Below are 16,636 nucleotides of genomic sequence, written 5' to 3' on the forward strand. Positions count from 1 at the left end.
GGCACCGGCTGCTCCGCCGCCCTCGACGCCGAACGCCACCTCGCCGCCCTCACGGACGGCGACCAGCAGGCCGAGCCGGACAAGGCCGCGGCCGAGGCCTGACGAGAAACCCGGCCATCGGGGCCCGTACGCCGTGAAGTCCACCGGATGCATTGACAGGCCAAACCAGCTCAACGAATATTGACTCAATGAACGCTGAGTGGCCTGCATCGCTGGTGACGCGAGCACAACGGCACGCGGCACTGGGCGAACCCGCGCGCCTGGCGATCATCGATCGGCTGCTGCTGGGCGACGCCTCGCCCAGCGAACTCGGCCAGGAGCTGGGCCTGCCCAGCAATCTCCTGGCTCACCACCTCAAGCTGCTCGATCAGGTCGGCCTGATCGAGCGGTCCCGCTCCGAAGGAGACCGACGGCGCACCTACCTGCGCCTACGCGTACAGAACCTGACCGACCTCGCGCCAACTCCCTTGCGTACAGCACCTCGTGTGGTGTTCGTCTGCACGCACAACTCCGCCCGCTCGCACCTTGCCGCGGCCCTCTGGAAGCGCCACAGCACCGTGCCGGCCGCCTCGGCGGGAACCCGACCCGCCGGGCGCGTCCACCCGCGCACCCTCGCGACCGCACGCAAACACGGCCTCTCCCTGGCCCCCGCCCGTACCTCCCACATCGACGAGACGCTGCGCCCGGACGACCTCGTGGTCGCCGTCTGCGACAACGCTCACGAACAGCTCGGCCCCCGGGCCCCCGACCGCCTGCACTGGTCGGTCCCCGACCCCACCCGCACCGGCACCGACGACGCCTTCGCCGACGCCCTGAGTGATCTCGCCGACCGGGTCGACCGGCTGGCGCCCGCCGTCCGCCCTCCTGGAGGCAGCGATGACTGAGACCGCGTCCTTCCCGCACCGCAACCTGAGCATCGACCAGCAACTCGCCCTGCGTACCGCCGCGACCCACCTGAGCCGCGACTTCGACGGCGTCTTCGGCCAGGAGACCATCGAGCGGTTCCTGACCTCCAGCTACGACCAGTTCGCCAGCCGCAGCACCATCCCCAACTTCCTCCCGCTGCTGGCCGAGCGGTTCGCCCGCCAGCGCCTGCACGCCCTGGCCAAGGTCGAAGGCCACACCGACGGCAGGCCCGTCGTGCTCTTCCTCTGCGTCCACAACGCCGGACGCAGCCAGATGGCCATGGGTTTCTTCCAGCACCTGGCCGGCGACGGGGCCGTCGCCTGGTCGGGCGGCTCCGAGCCCGGATACGAGCTGAACCCGGCCGCCATCGCCGCGATGAGCGAGCGCGGTATCGACATCTCACGCGAGTTCGCCAAACCCTGGACGGACGAGATCGTCCGCGCCGCCGACGTCGTGGTCAGCATGGGCTGCGGTGACGCATGCCCGGTCTTCCCCGGCAAGCGCTACCTCGACTGGACGCTGGACGACCCCGCGGGCAAGGCCGTGGACGACGTCCGCCCCATCCGCGACGAGATCGAGCGCCGCGTCCGCGGCCTCCTCGACGAACTCGGCGTCCCGGCACAGCACTGACCGTCTGCGCGGCCGGTGACACCCGGCCGGCCACGCCCTGTCCGCCGCTCAGGAGTGGGTGACCTCGATGGCGGAGATACGGACCTCGCCGTAGTTCCCCTTGGCGCACGGGTCGGAGTTGTCGCAGTTGGCCTGGGTGTAGGCGCCTGCCTTGAAGTAGTTGGTGTCGCCGTCGTGCTCGATCGTGGTCTCCAGCTCGCCGTTGTAGTACACGTCGATCTCCCCGTTCTGCGCCACGAACTTGGCCTCGAACTCGGTGCCCAGTTCGTAGTCGTCGGTGACGAGGTGGTGGCGGCTGTCGTCGCCGTCGGTGATGTAGAGCCTGCTGCCGTCGAGACGGAAGACCGTGACGTCGTCGTCCCCGCCGTGCACCTGCGCGCCGACCACCTGGGGCTTCTCCTTGGGCAGTGCCATGAACGCCTCGGTGACCACGAGCGTGTGCTTGCCGTCCGTGGTGGACCACTCGGCCTCGTCCTCGCCGCCGTCGGTCATCTCCCGCAGCTCGGCGCGCGGGTAGCTGGAGCCTCCCGTCGTCACACCGTTGACGGCGGCCCGGAACCGCACCGCGTCGCAGGCGGCGTCGGCCCGGAACCAGGGATCGGCGGAGAAGGTGGCCAGCTCGGGCTGGGTGATCTCGGTGGGGTCCTCGTCCTCGCCGGTGGGCAGGGTCAGCTTCCAGTTCGTCAGGTCGAGTACCTCCGACGGGTACGCGCACCGGGCGGCCGTCGGCTTCTTCGGAGCCGGAGTGGCGGCCTGCGCGGACAGCGTGAACGCGGCGGTCGAGACTGCCGCGGTGATGCCCGCCAGTACGAGGGTCCGAGTGCTGGGCATGGGGGGTTCCTCACGGTCGGGGTGTGCGGTTCGGGCCGACGCGCACGGTAAGCCGTCGTACTCGGGACCGGTCCCCAAGTCCGCCACTGCCGGAACCGTCGGATGCCGTGACCGGGCCCCTTGGTGTGTTCGCTTCTATCGTGGAAGCACACTGAAAGGTCGGCGCCGAGGCGGTCAGCACATGAGGAAACCGCAGATCGACTACGCGGCGGTCTTCCGGGCCCTCCCCGGCATGGTGGCGCTGCTCACCCCCGAGCTGGTGTACGCCGACGCCAACGACGACTTCCTGCGGCTGGCCGGACGCACCCGCGACCAGTTGCTGGGCCGCTACATCTTCGACGTCTTCCCCGAGAACCCCAACGACCCGGCCGCCGCCGGCATGCGGGAGACCCGGGAGTCGATGCTCCGCGTGGTGGCCACCGGCGAGCGCGACACCATGGCGCTGCTCCGCTACGACATCGAGGATCCCCAGCGTCCCGGCCACTGGCAGGAGCACTACTGGAGCCCGGTCAACGCACCCGTCTTCGGCCCCGACGGTCACGTGGCGTTGATCGTGCACCGGGTGGAGGAGGTCACCGAACTCATCCGCGCCCGCGGCGGCCCGGGCGGCGACAGACAGGCCCGCGTGCTGGAGGCCGAGCTCTACACCCGCTCCCGTGAACTGCAGGAGGTCAACGAACGCCTGCGCACGGCGCACGCCCGCGAACGCGAGGTCGCTCTGGCCCTGCAGGCGGCGTTGCTGCCCACTCCCCGCCCGCTCGGGCACCACCAGGTGGCCGTGCGCTACCGGCCCGCCATCGGGGCCCTGAACGTGTGCGGCGACTGGTACGACCTGGTCGAGCTGTCCGGCAACCGCATCTCGGTCGCCGTCGGTGACGTCGTCGGCCACGGGCTCGCGGCGGCCTGCGTGATGGGGCAGCTGCGCAGTGCGCTCAGCGCGGCGGCCCGAGTCGCCGAGGGTCCGGCGCAGGCGTTGGAGGTCCTCGGCCTGTACGCCCGCTACGTCGACGGAGCCGAGTCGACCACCGCGGTGAAGACCTTCATCGACTGGGACAGCTACACCATCACCTACAGCAGCGCCGGCCACCCACCGCCCGCCCTGCTCCACCCCGACGGCACCGTGACCTTCCTCGACCAGGCCACCGACCCACCGCTCGGCGCGCGTCCCGAGCACGTTCACCGCCCCCAGGCCAGTACGCCCTTCACCGAGGGCGCCACGCTCGCTCTGTACACCGACGGGCTGGTCGAACGCCGCCAGGAGGACATCTACACCGGCCTGGCCCGCCTCGCCGACTCCCTGACCCGCCACCGGAAGTCCGACCCCGAGCCCCTGGCCGACGCCCTCCTGGCAGACCTGCTCCCGTCCACGGGCACCACCGACGACACGGCCCTGATCGTCATCCGCCTCTAGCCTCCGGCGGTTGGGCGGGGTGCCTACGGGGGTGAGGTGCTGGGTTCGTGGGCGACTGCAGGCCCGTCGTGGCTGGTCGCGCAGTTCCCCGCGCCCCTATAGGGGCGCTCCCGGAGCCGTCGGCCACAATGCACCCGCACTCTCCCACCGGCGGGAGGGGCCGTGGGCCGGTGCGTCGTATGCCCGTCGCGTAGGTTCTGTCTCGGGAAACCAGGACCGTGTACCAGGCCAGGGCCGTATGCCCGGCCTGCGACGGGCTGACGCACCGGCCCACGGCCCCGACCCACCACGCACCCCAGGGGCGCGGGGAACGGCGCGAGCAACCACAACGCACCCGCAGCCGCCCCACCGCCGGAGGCACCCCGCGCGACCAGCCACACTCAACCCGCAGAGAAAGGCGACACCTAATGGACCCAGCCGCGAGCATCACCCTCCGCCAGTTGGTCATGGCACTGGGCGACTCGCTGCTCGAGGTCCAAGCCGCCCCCGCCGGCCTGGACGTAGAGATCCACGGAGTCACCCTGCTCGACCCCGAGGACCCCCCAACCGCCCAGCCCGGCGACCTGGTCCTCGCAATCGGCTCCCGCGGAAGAGCCGCCTTCCCCGCGCTCCGGGCCGCAGGGCGCGACGGCGCCACCGCCGTCGTGGTCAAGCTCGACGCCCCCGCCCAGGCCGCGGGCCTCAGCGAAACCGCCGCCGAGGCCGGCATCGCCCTCCTCTCGCTGCGCAGCGACGCCCGCTGGGAGCAGGTCAACGCCTTGGCCCGCGCAGCCCTGGACGAGGCACCACCGGACGACCCCGGCGCGAGCGCCGAGGAGGGCGACCTGTTCTCGCTGGCCCAGACCACCGCCATCCTGACCAGCGGCATCGTCAGCATCGAGGACGCCGCGAACCGGGTCCTCGCGTACTCCCGTACCACCGACTCCGACGAGGCCGACGACCTGCGGCGCCGTTCCATCCTCGGCTGGCAGGGACCGGAGGGCTATCTGGCGAAGCTGCGCGAGTGGGGCGTGTTCCAGCACCTGCACTCCAGCGACGAGGTGATCGGCATCGACAGCCACCCCGAGCTGGGCATCCGCCGCCGGCTCGCGGTGGCCATCCGCTCCGGGGACCGGCAGCTGGGCACCATCTGGGTGCAGGAGGGCTCGACCCCGCTGTCCGAACGCTCGCGCCAGGCGCTGCTGGGCGCCGCCCGTGTCGCCGCGCTGCATCTCGTACGCCGCCGCCGGGAGCTCTCGGACGACGTGACGCTCGTCCGGACCCTGCTCGCCGGACTCATGGACGGCAGCACCGGACCGCAGCCGCTGGCCACCCACCTGGGTTTTGACGCCGCCCGCCCGGCCGCCGTGCTGGGCTTCTCGTACGGGACCACAGAGGCGTACGAGGCCGGGGACACCGTCGGCGCACCGGAGCTGGCCCACACCGAGGTCACCAACCTGGTCTCCGTACACATCGCCGCCCGGCACCGCAGCGCCCTGGTCACCCAGGTCGACTCCCGTATCTACGTGCTCCTGCCGCAGCTGCCCCGCAGCATCGACACGGACACCCTGCGCGGCTGGGCCCAGGAGATCACCGACGCGGCGCGCCGCCATCTGGGGCTGCCGTTGCGCGGCTCGGTCGGCTGCCTGGTGTCGGCACTCGGGGCCGTACCCGAGTCACGCCGGGAGGCGGACCGCATCCTCGACGCCATGGTGAGCGCCGGGGTGTCCGCCGCGGTCGCCGCGCTGCCCGACATACAGGCGGAAGTGCTGGTCAGCGAGATGCTGACGCTGCTCTCCGCCCACCCCGAGATACGGGATCCACGGCTGACCGCGCTGGTCGCGCACGACAGCCGGCATCAGGGCCGCCTCGCCGAGACGCTCCTGACGTATCTGAACTCCTTCGGTGACGTACGGGCCGCCGCCGCCCAGCTCCATGTTCACCCCAACACGCTGCGTTACCGCCTGCGCCGGGCTGAGGAGCTGACCGGTCTCGATCTCAGCCGCCCTGATCAACGGCTGCTGGCCATGCTCCAGTTGAGGCTGCCGCCGACCAGCTGACCCCGGTTCCGCATTGGCCGTTCGTACAGCCATCAAGGGCGAGTTTGTTCAAGCTTCACAAACACGTAGCCCCATGACCCCCCATACGCTTGCGCAAATCCATTTCCGCAAGTGATGCGGCCCAACTCCCACGAGGAGACGGAGCGAATCGCGGACGTGCTGGTGACGACCACCTCACCAGCACGCCATCCGGATACCGCGAACCGCACCGTGAACGCTTACGGGAATCGTCAGTGCCTTGACCGCCCTCCCCCGCGCATGCCCCCACGTGCGCAGCCCGGCCCGCTCGTCCCCCGCCTATCGAGGCGACCCGGCGTTCCGGACAGCCACGCCCCCGCACGGCACTCCTTCCCAACCACTCAATGGATGTCGCCATGACTACACGTCCCCCAGAATCTCTGGCCCCCGACGCCGCTCCACCCACCGGTGGTCAGCCTCCGGAGCAGGACGGTCTGAAGGCCGGTCTCAAGAACCGCCACCTGTCCATGATCGCCATCGGCGGCGTGATCGGCGCCGGGCTCTTCGTGGGCTCCGCCTCCGGTATCGCCGCCGCCGGACCCGGCATTCTCCTGTCGTACGCACTGGTCGGCGCCCTCGTCGTCTTCGTGATGCGCATGCTCGGCGAGATGGCCGCGGCCAACCCGTCCTCCGGGTCCTTCTCCGCCTACGCGGACCGGGCGCTCGGCCGCTGGGCCGGGTTCTCGATCGGCTGGCTGTACTGGTTCTTCTGGGTCGTCGTGCTCGCGGTCGAGGCGACCGCGGGTGCGGTGATCCTGGAGAGCTGGGTACCGGCCGTACCGCAGTGGGCCTGGGCGCTGATCGTGATGGTGGTGCTGACCGCCACGAACCTGGCCTCGGTGGGCTCCTTCGGCGAGTTCGAGTTCTGGTTCGCGGGCATCAAGGTCGTCGCCATCTCGGGCTTCATCGTGCTCGGCGGGCTGGCCATCTTCGGCTTGCTGCCCGGCTCCGACGCCGACACGGGATTCGGCAACCTCACCGCGCACGGCGGCTTCCTGCCGGAGGGGCCCGGCGCGATTCTCACCGGCATCCTGCTGGTCGTCTTCTCCTTCATGGGCAGCGAGATCGTCACCCTCGCCGCCGCCGAGTCCCCGGACGCGCAGCGGGCGGTCGCCAAGGCCACCCGGAGCGTGATCTGGCGGGTCGGTGTCTTCTACGTCGGCTCGATCCTCGTCGTGGTCGCCCTGCTGCCGTGGAACGACCCCTCGATCGCCGAGAAGGGCTCGTACGTCGCCGCCCTCGACGCGATCGGCATCCCGCACGCCGGCCAGATCATGAACTTCATCGTGCTGACCGCCGTGCTGTCCTGTCTCAACTCCGGCCTCTACACCGCCTCCCGGATGGCCTTCTCCCTCGGCCAGCGCGGTGACGCTCCGCAGTCCTTCGTACGGACGAACACGCAAGGCGTTCCGCAGACCGCGATCCTGGCCTCCGTGGTCTTCGGCTTCGTGGCGGTCGGCTTCAACTACCTGTGGCCGGACACGGTCTTCCAGTTCCTGCTGAACTCCTCCGGTGCGGTCGCGCTGTTCGTATGGCTGGTCATCTGCTTCTCGCAGCTGAAGATGCGCGGGATCATCCTGCGCGAGAGCCCCGAGAAGCTCGTCGTACGGATGTGGCTGTTCCCGTATCTGACGTGGGCGACGATCGGGATGATCTCGTTCGTGCTGCTGTACATGCTCACGGACGAGAAGGAGGGTGGCGGGCGGAGCCAGGTGCTGCTGTCGGTGCTCGTGGCCGCGATCGTGATCGCGATCTCGTTCGTGCGGGAACGGTCCCGGCGCGACGCGGACAGCTTGGCTTCGCGGTAGCGGTGTCGGCCGCCGGGGCGGGCGTGGGGTTTCTTTTCCCCAAGCCCGCCCCTTCCCGTAACTGAGGGCTGCGCCCCCAGGCCCCCCTGGTTGTCCCTCGGCTCACTGTCCGTCGTGGCTGGTCGCGCAGTTCCCCGCGCCCCTTACGGGGCGCCCCTTGCGCGAACCCGAAGTTTGCCTGTGCCGTGCGCCGGGCGCACGCTGGTCCTATGGCTAGAGGCGACGGCCCTACGCTCATCAGCTCCGTGCAGCGGGCCTTCCGGCTGCTCGAGGCGGTGAGCGCGCACGAGAACGGGGCGCCGGCCAAGCAGTTGGCGCGGGAGACGGGGCTGCCGCTGGCCACCGCGTACCACCTGCTGCGGACGCTGGTGCACGACGGATACGTACGGAAGCTGGACGACGGCGGCTTCATCCTGGGCGACAAGCTGCAGACGCTGCACACCGCGGGCCGCGGGCAGGCGCTGCTCAGCCGGGTCCGTCCGGCGCTCGCGGCGCTGCGGGACGAGTTCTCGACCGCCGCCTACCTCACCTTCTACGAGGACGGCGAGATCCGGGTCGCCGAGATCGTCGACAGCCCCCGGGCGCCCCGCGCCGACCTCTGGGTGGGCTTCGAGGACGCCGGGCACGCCACCGCGCTGGGCAAGTCCGTACTGCGCGAGCTGGACGACGAGTCCCGCAAGGACTACCTGTCCCGGCACACCCTGTCCGACCTCACGCCCCGTACCATCACCAGCCCTCCGGAACTGCTCCGGCACGTCGACACCTCGCCCGTTGCCCCGGCCGTCACGGACCTGGAGGAGTACGCCCTCGGCACGGTCTGCGTCGCGGTGCCCGTCTACAGCGGGAACACGCTCGGCTCGCTCGGCGTCTCGCTGCCGAAGAACCGGCTCTCCCGGCTCGAGGAGATCCGGGCCCGGCTGATCCCGACCGCGAGCCGTGTGACCAGGGGGCTTTCGCTCACCAAGTGACCGGGCCCCTTGCTCACTATTTGAAAATCCGCTCCTTGCGGCGACCCCTGTCGAACCCATTTCCTGAATAAACCGGACATATCAGGGGGCGCACCCCGCGACAGTGAGGACTGCGGACACAACATGACTCAGGCCCGACACCACGGTGGCGACCACTGGCCGATACGGCCGTTCAGGAACCGAGTGGCCGGTCCCGGGGCGAAGGCCCGGCTACGCGCCGCCGCGCACGTGGCCTCATGTACGGCCGTACTGCCCATACTGATCGTCTCCGTCATCGTGCTCGTCGATCTCCTCGGCGGTTCGGGGATGATCTGGCTGCCGCTGCTGGCCGCCGGGCCCGCACTGGCCGCCACCACCTGCGAGCCGCGCGGGGTCCTGGGTGTCGGGTTCCTCGCCGGGGGGCTGGGCACCGCACTCGGCATCCGTGACGGTGTGCCGTGCCATGAGCTGGTGGTGGTCCTGTCCGCCCTGGTGGCCGTCACCCTGGCGAGCGCGCTGGCCAGCGCGCTGCGCGGGCGCCGCGAGAAGGTGCTCGCGGCTGTCCGCTCGGTGGCGGAGGCTGCCCAGCACGCGCTGCTCAAGCCCGTACCGGCGACCGTCGGCCCGTTCCAGACGGCAGTCCGCTACAGCGCCGCGGCGGCGGAGGCCCGTATCGGCGGCGACCTCTACGCGCTGGTGCCCACGCCGTACGGAGTACGTCTGCTCGTCGGCGATGTACGGGGCAAGGGCCTGCCGGCCGTGGGAACCGCCGCCCTCGTGGTCGGCATCTTCCGCGAGGCCGCCTACGACGAACCCGATCTCCTCGCCGTAGTCGACAGGATCGAGCGGAGCCTGGCCCGCAACCTCGACGCCGACGACTTCGTCACCGCCGTCGTCGCCGGTTACCCGCGGGAGGGACGCCTGGAGGTGGTCAACTGCGGCCACGCGCCTCCCCTGCTGGTACGCGACTCCGCCGTCATCCCGGTGGAGCCCACACACCCAACCCCACCCCTCGGCCTACGAGCCCTCACCGGCGAGGCCCCCACCCTCCAGGTCCTCCCCTTCACGGACGGAGACCAACTCCTGCTCTACACGGACGGCGTCACGGAGGCCCGAGACCACGACCGCGAGTTCTACCCGCTGGCCAAAGGCCTGGAACGGCACCTGACCGACAACCCGGCCCGCACCCTCACAGCCCTCCACGACGAACTGCTCGCCCACGTGGGCGGCGACCTGCACGACGACGCGGCCTTGCTACTGCTCCGCAAGCCGACGGCTGCCGAGGCGCCTGCTGGAGCGGCAACGGCTCCCGAGACGGCGTCGCACACCGCGGGCGACTTGCGCTCCGTCCCGCCCCACGCCCGGTCCTCCACCGAGGGCGCGAGCGAGGGCGCCGGAAGCCGGGTTGCCGAGAAGGCGGAGGGGGCAGCGGACCTGCGTATCCCGCCGGGGCGTTCGGCGGGCGCCGGGAGGGCAGCGCTTGGAGGCTGACCACGCATCCGCCGGACCTGCGGAAGCGACTACCGCGTCACCTTCGGCCAGCCGCCTGCTCGTCATCCTTGTCGTCGCCGTCCTCATCGACGAACTCGTTCTCGTCCAGTTCGTCGGGGGTGAACCAAGCCCGGGACGACTCAGGCACGCCAAGCAAAAGGATCATCACGATCGAGACCACAATCGACGGGAATCCGACCGTGATCGCTACAACCCGGGCTCCACGATTGCCTTGCCACAGACCGAGAGCCACCGAGTCCGGCAGGAGCGCGATGAGTGGCTAGGCCAGCGGTTCGCTCAGCTCGATGGAGCGCAAAGCCGCCGCCAGTGCCTGTTCGTCGCCGATGTCGAGGGCCGTGTCGGTCAGCTTGATGACGTGTTCGTCGCCGTGCGCCAGGGCCCGTTCGAAGACTTCTTCTGGGGTGGAGGTGCCTGGTGGGGTATAGGCGACCGGGGCGTGGGGTGCGTACATCGCGGTCACCGCCGCAGATGCCGTCCAGGCAGCCCGCAGGCTCGGTACCCACAGGGCATGCGGGAGCGCGGGAAGGGTCCGCAGGACGGCGTTGGGGGCCGTGGCCGCGTGGACCAGCATTGTCTCCTCGCCATGGCCGTGGGTGGCGTACCGGTGGGTGGCCGCCCGCACCAGTTCGCTGAGGCGGCGGCGCGCCTCATCCGCGTCCGTGACCGCGGGCGCCCACACAGGCAGGCCTGTGACGCGGCCGAGCCGGGCGGCGAAGCCGCCGTCCCGTTCGGCGATGGGCGTCACCGCATCGAGGGCCGCGGCTGCGCTGTCGGCGCCGGGCAACGGAGCGACATCCGTGACGGGGTGGTAGCGCGCGGCCCAATAGCCGAGGCCGTGGGCGAGCTCGACCAGACGCGGCTCGGTGTCCTCGCCGGTCAGAAGAGTGCGCACAGCGTGGCCCACCCTGATCACCGGGTGTGTCGAGCCGCCGTACATGCCGGGCAGAAGACGGGGCCACCACTCGGTCAGCACATCACGCCAGGGACGCCCGGCGATCTCACGGCCGAAGTAGTCAATCCAGTCGGCGGCGCGGCTCGCATCGCCAAGAGCTAAGCGCCAGTTGGCGTTCGTGACCGGCTCGATGCCGGACGGGAACTCCTCAAGCTTGCGTGCATATAGGTCGAGCCACCGGTGCACCGAGTCGGTCTGACCATGTGCGGCCAGGGCCTCAACGGCCATCGGCGCGTGATTGGTGAGCCGCCCAAGCCGCTCCGGCCCTGAACTGTGCAGTCGCTGGAGCGCCTCGTCGAGAATGCCCGTCGTATCCATGGCGAGGACGGTAGGCGAGGCGCCACGGCGGCGTAACAGGCTGAAGGCTTGGGACCGGACCTAGGTCCAACCGCCGAACAAGCGCCCGCCGCCACGCCGCATTTGACGACAGGGCCTAGTGCACAGCCGGGTGAGCGTGCTGATCTCCTCTCGGAGGAGGCTCTCACGACGGGACCGCTCTTCTTCCCGAGACTGACGCCGTCGCTGACGCATCGGTACGTAGATAGCGGCTGCCGCTCCGATCACGGCACCGCCCAGCTCGCTCACCAGCGGGACCATGGCTGAGGCGTCTGTCATGCCAACGCCCTTGCCCCATTGAGCACCTCAAGACCACGCCGCCAACACCGACTCAGCTCGCTGAGCTGCCAAGAGGGCCGAACTCGGCGGACGGCCCAGGAGCGTTGCGAGTTCTCATCGACATCCTTGAACTCTGCCGGGAGAGGCGGGTCCGCACTCCGGCCCGGTCTCGTACGCCTGCCGGACCGTGATGGCGTAGATCTCGTACTCGTCGACCACCGTCATGACGCCCCTTCCGACGCCTGGCGGTAGCGGCCGTACATGACGAGCTGGGACACGGCCCCCGCTGTGCAGAGCGTGCCGGGGCCGTCCATCGGAACGCACCAGTAGGAGCGCACCAAGGCGTCGGGATCAGCGAGTCGTGGCTCCGGCACACCAAGGAAGGTGTACGGCCCGAGGCATTCCGCGTCCCGCACCTTCCCGGCCTGCCAGACCACCAGGTGCGAAGTGCTCGTCGGCACAAGCGCGTAGTACTGCTGCGATCTCGTGTCGACGAACACCGGTCCGCCGTGCAGCGCCTCGTCGAGTTAGGCGTCGATCACCTTCGGGTCATCCGTATCGGCGGCGGCCTGGACCAGTGCCGCACGGATACGGACCGCGGTGAAAATGCCGCCGCACCGCAGTAGCGCCACCCCGGATCGCGCCCATTCCTGGCGAGCCTGCCGCATATCCGGCGCCGCGCTGAGGAGCCAGTGACCAACGGCCAGCTCACGCTCCGCCCGAGTCACGATCTGCCCGGGTCCGAACTCGCTCATGTCGCCGTTCCCATCTGCCTGTTCGCTGCGGACCCGACAGATGATGGGCGGCTACGACGGGCACAAGGGATACAGCTTGTATCCCTGGTCCTCCGAACCCAGGGGCCGGTCAGACCACTCCCATCCACTCCGCGAAGTTCGTGAGGTCCGCTGCGTCCGCGCGTTTCAACCGCCGTAGCGTCGCCGTGGTTTCCTGCGCCCACCTGTGTTCACGCGTGTGTTGCGGAGCGATGAGCCGCGCCACCTTCAACGACTCGTAGGAGTCATCACGGAACCCCGCCCACAACTGGGCGCGCGCCAACTCGATCCAGAAGCCCGACCGTCGTTCCGCGGGCAGATCTTCCGGAGGCGCCCACTCCTCGGCTACGGACAGTGCGCGCGCTACGTGGTCGCCGCCGAGACTGACGGCCACGGAGACTTCGTGGATGCGGACGGAGTCGGGGCCGAATGCCGTGCCCTGGTACTCGTCTTCGGGCACCTGGTCGCCGAGGCGGCGTGCCTCGTCGAGGTGAATGTCAGCCGCATCGGCGTCACCGGCGCGCCCGGCGACGACCGCAGCCCGCATGTGCAGGGCTCCTCGAGCAGCGGTTGCCTCGCGGCTCACCGGGGCCGGGCTGACGTCGATTGCGTCCTCCAGGGCAGGCAGCCCTGCCGTGTGGGCGCGAGCAGCGAAGAACGTCTCGGTCCGCACATATGCCGTGGTGGCCGCGACGAGCGGGTCATCGGCCTGTCGGGCCGCCCACCGCATGAGTTCGATGAGCCGGGCCGAGAGGTCGTGGTGACGGTACTTGTAGGCGACAGCATCCGCGGTCCGTGCGACGGCCGTGAGGAGGCGGGCAGCATGCTGCCGGTCGGCGCCATCGGCATGGTGGAGGGTACGAAGCGTGTCGTCGAGGCTCGCGCAGGCCCGCGAGGGCCGGCCGTACGTCGTCGTACAGGTCTGTCTCGTCGAGATACTCGCCGCGGCCGACCGCTTCACGTGCCTGTGCCGCGGCGGCGAGGTCAATACCCGGGCGGGCGAGGCGTACGGCATCGGCGTTGTCCCGGCCCTGGGCGACGACGGCGCCGACGAGGGCCGAGAGCGTGTGCCGCGGGACACCGAGCCAGTCGGCCCACGAACCCCAGTAGCGGTCATCGCGGGTGATGGTCTCGCCGACGTCGAGAACGATGGTCTCAATCACCTGCCTGAGCCTAGGCGCCGCCCAGGATCAGTGAGATCCGCAGCCGCGTTCACAGGACTGACCCCGCTGGTGGCTCGGCTCGCATCGTTGGCCAGGTAATCGACGGGCCGCCCGGCGGTCAGCAGACTGTCTCCAGGAACTGGTCTTGGAGGTGGTCGTGGGGCGTCGACCGAGTGTGTTCGTCCGGCCGGTCAGCATGGAGGAAGGCCGCCGGGCCGGATACGCGGGTACTCGACTCGTCGCGGCGAAAGTGGCACCTTTCGGACATGGAATGTCGCACTGGTACCTGGGAAATCCGCGGAAAACTACTGTTGGCCAGCGCGACCATGCTGTTCGTCGAATTGGCCCTGATCCGCTGGACGGGCGCCAACATCGTCCATCTGAGTTACTTCTCGAACTTCATTCTCCTCGGCTCGTTCCTCGGTATCGGTCTTGGATTCCTCATTCCGGCCCGACGAGGGCAGTGGCTGAAACGCTGGGCGCCCGTCCCGCTGGCCGTCCTCGTCGTCCTGGTACGGGAATTCCCGGTCCAGGTGCAGCAGACCAGCGGTGAGGTCATCTACTTCACCGCCGTGAAAACCACAGGACTGCCGGAATGGGTCACCCTCCCGGTCCTGTTCCTGCTGGCCGCGGTCGTCATGGCAGCCATCGGCAAGATCACCGCGGACCTGTTCCGGCAGCTGCCGTCCCTGGAGGCGTACCAGTACGACCTCCTCGGCGCCCTCACCGGATCCGTGGCGTTCGCCCTGCTGTCCTGGTTGAGCGCCCCCTCGGTCGCCTGGGGAGTCATCGCCGGACTGGCCATGCTCGTGCTCGGCGGACGACGCAACGGCGTGCGCTACGCCGTACCGCTCACCGCGATGGTGGCGGTCCTGGCCTTCGAATCGGCGGCGCAGGGCGTCTCCTGGTCGCCGTACTACAAGCTCGAGGTCAAGCGGCCGCCGGCCGGCAGCAGCACCCGCGACTACAAGATCTCCGCCAATGGCGTCCCGCACCAGAGCATCGCGCCGCTCAGTGTCCTGATGAGGCCGGACTCGCCGTACGGCCGGCCGTACCGCGAGACGCCGGGCAACCCCTATCGCAGGGTCCTCGTCATCGGCGCCGGCAACGGCAACGACGTCGCCGTCGCACTGGCCCACGGGGCGCGGCGCGTGGACGCCGTCGAAATCGACCCGAAACTGCGGGAGATCGGCGGGCGTCTGCATCCCGAAAAGCCGTACGACGACCCCAGAGTGCACACATATATCGACGACGGCCGCGCTTTTCTCGAACGGACCAACGCCCGCTATGACTTGATCGTCCTCGCGCTGCCGGACTCACTGACACTCGTCTCCGGTGCGAGCAATCTCCGGCTGGAGAGCTATCTGTTCACCCGGGAGGCATTCGAGGCCGCGCACGAACACCTGGCCCCGCACGGCGCGTTCACGATGTACAACTACTATCGCAAGGACTGGCTGATCGACCGGTTCGCCGGTGATCTCACCACCGTGTTCGGACACGCCCCCTGCATTACCGATTACGGCGGCAGGCAAGCCTTGTTCGTGGCGGGCCGGACCACGGCCGACCAGTCCTGCGCGAAGACCTGGCAGGCCAGTGGCCCCGTCCCGGAGCCCGCGACCGACGACCATCCCTTCCCCTATCTGCTGGAGCGCACCATCCCCAGCCTCTACCTGGGCGCACTCGGGGGCATCCTGCTGGTCACCTTGCTGTCCGTGCGTCTCACCGGGGTCCGCGTCCGGCGCACCGTCCGCTACACCGACATGTTCCTGCTCGGCGCCGCGTTCATGCTGCTGGAGACCAAGAGCGTCATCGGCTTCGCCCTCTATTTCGGCACCACCTGGCTGGTCAACGCGCTCGTCTTCATCGGCGTACTGCTCGCCGTGCTGGCCGGCGTCGAAGTGCGCCGCCGGATGCGGCGGCTCAACCAGTCCGTCATGACGCTCGTCCTGCTCGCCACCCTGGCCGTCGCCTGGCTGGTCCCCGCGGAGTCCGTCCTCGCGCTGCCCTTCGCCGGACGGCTCGCCGCGGCGATCGCCCTCGCCTTCGCGCCGATCTTCTGCGCCAACCTGATCTTCTCCGACCGGCTGGCCTCCGCCCCCGACCCCACGGCCGCCTTCGGCGCCAACCTGCTCGGCGCCCTCACCGGCGGCACCCTGGAGTATCTCGCCCTGCTGACCGGCTATCAGACGCTGCTGCTGATCGTCGCCGCGCTCTACCTGGGCGCCTACACAGCGATGCGCCTCACCGGCAACGGCCCGGACGCGCCCGCGCTGCCCGAGCCACGGCCGCTGGAGTCCGAGGCGCGGTTCTAGTCCAGTGGCTTGTCATGCAGCCATGGCCGGGTATTCCATCCACTGACGGATCGGTGGGTCCGGGGCGAAGTTGCGTCGTCGGGAGTCAGCTCTTCGCCGCGAGTTCCTTGAGCGCGATGTTGAGTTCGAGGACGTTGACGCGGGGCTCGCCCATGAAGCCCAGGACGCGGCCCTCGGTGTGCTCGTCCACGAGCTTCTGGACCTGGGCGACGGACAGCCCGTTCCGCTCGGCGACGCGGTGGACCTGGAGGTCCGCGTACGCCGGGGAGATGTCCGGGTCGAGGCCCGAGCCGGAGGACGTCACCGCGTCGGCGGGGACCTGGGAGGGCCGCACCTTGTAGTCCGCCGTCGAGTTGTCCTTGACGACCTTGGCCTTGGCCTCCTTGACCCACTTGATGAGTTCGGGGTTGTCACCGGCACGGTTCGTGGCGCCGGAGAGGATCAGCTTGTACTGGGTGTTGACCGAGTTCTCACCGAGTCCGTTGGCGGGCCGCGGCTGGAAGTAGTCGAGGCTGTAGCCCTGTTGGCCGATGAGCGAGGAGCCGACGACCTTGCCATCCGCCTTGATCTCCGAGCCGTTCGCCTTGCCGGGGAAGATCCCCTGGGCGACGCCGGTGATGGCCAGCGGGTACAGCACACCGCACACCAGCGTCAGCACAAGCAGCGCCCGCAGTCCTGCCCCGAGCAACCGGGCAGTGTTCGTAACCGAGTTGTTCATG

15 protein-coding genes and 2 pseudogenes are annotated in these 16,636 nt (G+C 69.7%); 9 read left to right on the forward strand and 8 right to left on the reverse strand.

The window, feature by feature from the left end:
* Window positions 1–188: 188 nt before the first annotated feature.
* The 3 genes and pseudogenes from ACYVO6_RS45865 to ACYVO6_RS45875 all read left to right on the forward strand — a co-directional run bounded on the left by ACYVO6_RS45865 (window position 189) and on the right by ACYVO6_RS45875 (window position 1,536).
* Window positions 189–884: an arsenate reductase/protein-tyrosine-phosphatase family protein gene (locus ACYVO6_RS45865; RefSeq protein WP_461072348.1), complete on the forward strand. Its 696-nt coding sequence runs from the start codon at window positions 189–191 to the stop codon at window positions 882–884.
* Window positions 877–1,095: pseudogene (locus tag ACYVO6_RS45870) on the forward strand (three-helix bundle dimerization domain-containing protein); the annotation flags it as partial. The gene ACYVO6_RS45865 and the pseudogene ACYVO6_RS45870, both read left to right, overlap by 8 nt.
* A 6-nt stretch (window positions 1,096–1,101) precedes the next feature.
* Entirely contained in the window at window positions 1,102–1,536 is a 435-nt protein-coding gene (locus ACYVO6_RS45875) for an arsenate reductase ArsC (RefSeq protein WP_461072399.1), read from the forward strand.
* Window positions 1,537–1,584: 48 nt separating this feature from the next.
* On the opposite strand, the gene ACYVO6_RS45880 is transcribed toward ACYVO6_RS45875, so the two are convergent.
* Complete coding sequence (locus ACYVO6_RS45880; RefSeq protein WP_461072350.1) at window positions 1,585–2,367, reverse strand: polysaccharide lyase family 7 protein; 783 nt, start codon at window positions 2,365–2,367, stop codon at window positions 1,585–1,587.
* A gap of 181 nt (window positions 2,368–2,548) precedes the next feature.
* On the opposite strand from ACYVO6_RS45880, the gene ACYVO6_RS45885 reads away from it, so the two are divergent.
* From ACYVO6_RS45885 to ACYVO6_RS45905, 5 genes are all read left to right on the forward strand, one after another.
* Entirely contained in the window at window positions 2,549–3,778 is a 1,230-nt protein-coding gene (locus ACYVO6_RS45885) for a PP2C family protein-serine/threonine phosphatase (protein ID WP_461072352.1), read from the forward strand.
* Between the two features lie 407 nt (window positions 3,779–4,185).
* Window positions 4,186–5,817 carry a PucR family transcriptional regulator gene (locus tag ACYVO6_RS45890; protein ID WP_461072354.1) on the forward strand — a complete coding sequence of 544 codons (1,632 nt, stop codon included), beginning with the start codon at window positions 4,186–4,188 and terminating at the stop codon, window positions 5,815–5,817.
* 374 nt (window positions 5,818–6,191) lie between these two features.
* Window positions 6,192–7,643, forward strand: a complete 1,452-nt coding sequence (locus ACYVO6_RS45895) for an amino acid permease (protein WP_461072356.1) — start codon at window positions 6,192–6,194, stop codon at window positions 7,641–7,643.
* A gap of 209 nt (window positions 7,644–7,852) precedes the next feature.
* Entirely contained in the window at window positions 7,853–8,611 is a 759-nt protein-coding gene (locus ACYVO6_RS45900) for an IclR family transcriptional regulator (RefSeq protein ID WP_461072358.1), read from the forward strand.
* Window positions 8,612–8,734: 123 nt separating this feature from the next.
* Entirely contained in the window at window positions 8,735–10,081 is a 1,347-nt protein-coding gene (locus tag ACYVO6_RS45905) for a PP2C family protein-serine/threonine phosphatase (RefSeq protein ID WP_461072360.1), read from the forward strand.
* Window positions 10,082–10,118: 37 nt separating this feature from the next.
* Here the strand turns inward: ACYVO6_RS45905 and ACYVO6_RS45910 are convergent, their stop codons facing one another.
* The 6 genes and pseudogenes from ACYVO6_RS45910 to ACYVO6_RS45935 all read right to left on the reverse strand — a co-directional run.
* Window positions 10,119–10,334 carry a hypothetical protein gene (locus ACYVO6_RS45910; protein WP_461072362.1) on the reverse strand — a complete coding sequence of 72 codons (216 nt, stop codon included), beginning with the start codon at window positions 10,332–10,334 and terminating at the stop codon, window positions 10,119–10,121.
* A gap of 27 nt (window positions 10,335–10,361) precedes the next feature.
* Window positions 10,362–11,372 (reverse strand): questin oxidase family protein, encoded by a 1,011-nt coding sequence (locus tag ACYVO6_RS45915; RefSeq protein ID WP_461072364.1) that lies wholly within the window; start codon window positions 11,370–11,372, stop codon window positions 10,362–10,364.
* Window positions 11,373–11,890: 518 nt separating this feature from the next.
* Entirely contained in the window at window positions 11,891–12,169 is a 279-nt protein-coding gene (locus tag ACYVO6_RS45920; RefSeq protein WP_461072366.1) for a hypothetical protein, read from the reverse strand.
* A gap of 27 nt (window positions 12,170–12,196) precedes the next feature.
* Complete coding sequence (locus tag ACYVO6_RS45925) at window positions 12,197–12,424, reverse strand: hypothetical protein (RefSeq protein WP_461072368.1); 228 nt, start codon at window positions 12,422–12,424, stop codon at window positions 12,197–12,199.
* A 109-nt stretch (window positions 12,425–12,533) separates the two neighbouring features.
* Window positions 12,534–13,403, reverse strand: a complete 870-nt coding sequence (locus ACYVO6_RS45930) for a transcriptional regulator (RefSeq protein WP_461072370.1) — start codon at window positions 13,401–13,403, stop codon at window positions 12,534–12,536.
* Window positions 13,321–13,605, reverse strand: a pseudogene (locus ACYVO6_RS45935) (hydrolase); the annotation flags it as partial. The pseudogene ACYVO6_RS45935 and the gene ACYVO6_RS45930, both read right to left, overlap by 83 nt.
* Before the next feature lie 311 nt (window positions 13,606–13,916).
* Here ACYVO6_RS45935 and ACYVO6_RS45940 point away from each other — a divergent pair.
* Complete coding sequence (locus tag ACYVO6_RS45940) at window positions 13,917–15,917, forward strand: spermine/spermidine synthase domain-containing protein (protein WP_461072372.1); 2,001 nt, start codon at window positions 13,917–13,919, stop codon at window positions 15,915–15,917.
* 85 nt (window positions 15,918–16,002) lie between these two features.
* On the opposite strand, the gene ACYVO6_RS45945 is transcribed toward ACYVO6_RS45940, so the two are convergent.
* Complete coding sequence (locus ACYVO6_RS45945; protein ID WP_461072401.1) at window positions 16,003–16,635, reverse strand: potassium-transporting ATPase subunit C; 633 nt, start codon at window positions 16,633–16,635, stop codon at window positions 16,003–16,005.
* Window position 16,636: the final 1 nt, after the last annotated feature.

Source organism: Streptomyces pseudoechinosporeus (assembly GCF_054783935.1).